2 protein-coding genes are annotated in these 1490 nt (G+C 58.3%); one reads left to right on the forward strand and one right to left on the reverse strand.

Annotated elements, in window-relative coordinates; translation table 11 throughout:
- Positions 1-470: DUF2243 domain-containing protein (locus CK222_RS31360; RefSeq protein ID WP_141247184.1), on the reverse strand; the 470-nt coding region annotated here is incomplete at its 3' end.
- A 334-nt stretch (positions 471-804) separates the two neighbouring features.
- Here CK222_RS31360 and CK222_RS31370 point away from each other — a divergent pair.
- On the forward strand, positions 805-1490 hold a 686-nt coding region (locus CK222_RS31370), incomplete at its 3' end, for a cbb3-type cytochrome c oxidase subunit I (protein ID WP_176477817.1).

The raw sequence follows: 1490 nt of genomic DNA on the forward strand, positions 1-1490 counted from the left end.
GGTCCTCCCCGATTGGGCATCAGGAGAACGAGCACCAAAGGCAAGATGCCAAAAATAACCAGCCATCCGATGTCCCATGCCAGGGGCACTTCGCTCGCCATCCTGATCCGGTGAAGGCCGAGCAGCCAATGAATGATGACCGCGTCAACGATGTGCCAGATGCCGAACCCGGCCAAGGCGAGCCGTAGAATTTCGCTCGTCGTGCCGGGGCGCGCGCCAGATGCACGAGCCGCCACGAGCAACACCGTGCCCAAAATGCACAACAGATACATGAGCAGGTGAAAGAGGCCGTCCGCCAGAATTTGGAAGCGCAAGTCTGATCCTGCCGGTTCGCGAAGGCCGGACAGGAGGTGGTGCCACTGCAGGATCTGATGCAGAACGATGCCGTCGAAAAAGCCGGCCAGCGCAAAGCCAACGAGCAGCCACCCGACAACGGCCTTCCGATTGATTGCTGGCCAGTTCAAGCGCATGACTGGCGCCCTACCTCAAAGTGGCCGGACGAGGGGTGACCGGCAACCTCGGTCTGAGGTCGTCGACTGGCGCAGCCGGAATGTCTTCGGTGAGCCCGTGGACGCCATAGCTCGCCTCAATCCAGAACGCACAGATTAGGCCTCCGACCACAGCCAGGAGTACTAGCACTGCCGCAATAGTTTCGAGCATCAGACGTCGCTCCCTGTTCAGCCCGTTTGCCCGAACATCCCGGGGTTGGAGTTGTTCCCTTGGCTTGGAGATTACGGCTGATCATCAGGAACAATACCGTCAATGCGAGGTTGGGACGCGCTTGCCTGCTCAAAGGAGATCACTATGCCAGCCTCATCGGCGAAAGCCGATACTCCGGCTCCGGCGCACAAGCCGGCAGGAGTCACCCGATGGGTGTTCTCAACTAATCACAAGGACATCGGGACACTTTATCTGATTTTCGCGATCCTTGCGGGCATCATTGGCATGCTCCTGTCAGTCGCTATGCGCATCGAACTTCAGGAACCGGGTATACAGATCTTTCCTGGCTTGGCCTCGTTTGTATACGGCTTCGAGGGTGCCACGGCCATTGATGCAGGCAAGCAGCTCTACAACGTATTCACGACAGCACACGCCCTTATCATGATCTTCTTCGCGGTGATGCCCGGTCTGATCGGCGGCTTTGCCAACTGGATGATACCGCTCATGATCGGGGCTCCTGATATGGCTTTCCCGCGGATGAACAACATTTCTTTCTGGCTGCTGCCGCCTGCCTTCATTTTGCTCTTGATGTCGCTGTTCATGCCCAGCGTACCAGGAGGCTATGGTGCAGGAACGGGATGGTTCCTCTACCCAACGCTGTCGACGTCGGGCCATCCTGGGCCTGCCGTTGACCTGGTCATTCTGTCGCTGCACATTGCCGGGGCCTCATCCATCCTCGGGGCGATCAATTTCATCACCACGATCTTCAACATGCGTGCGCCCGGCATGACGCTCCACAAGATGCCTCTCTTCGCGTGGTCGGTTCTGAT

It is taken from the genome of Mesorhizobium sp. WSM3866, from assembly GCF_002294795.1.
In the GTDB taxonomy this organism is placed as follows: Bacteria; Pseudomonadota; Alphaproteobacteria; order Rhizobiales; family Rhizobiaceae; genus Mesorhizobium.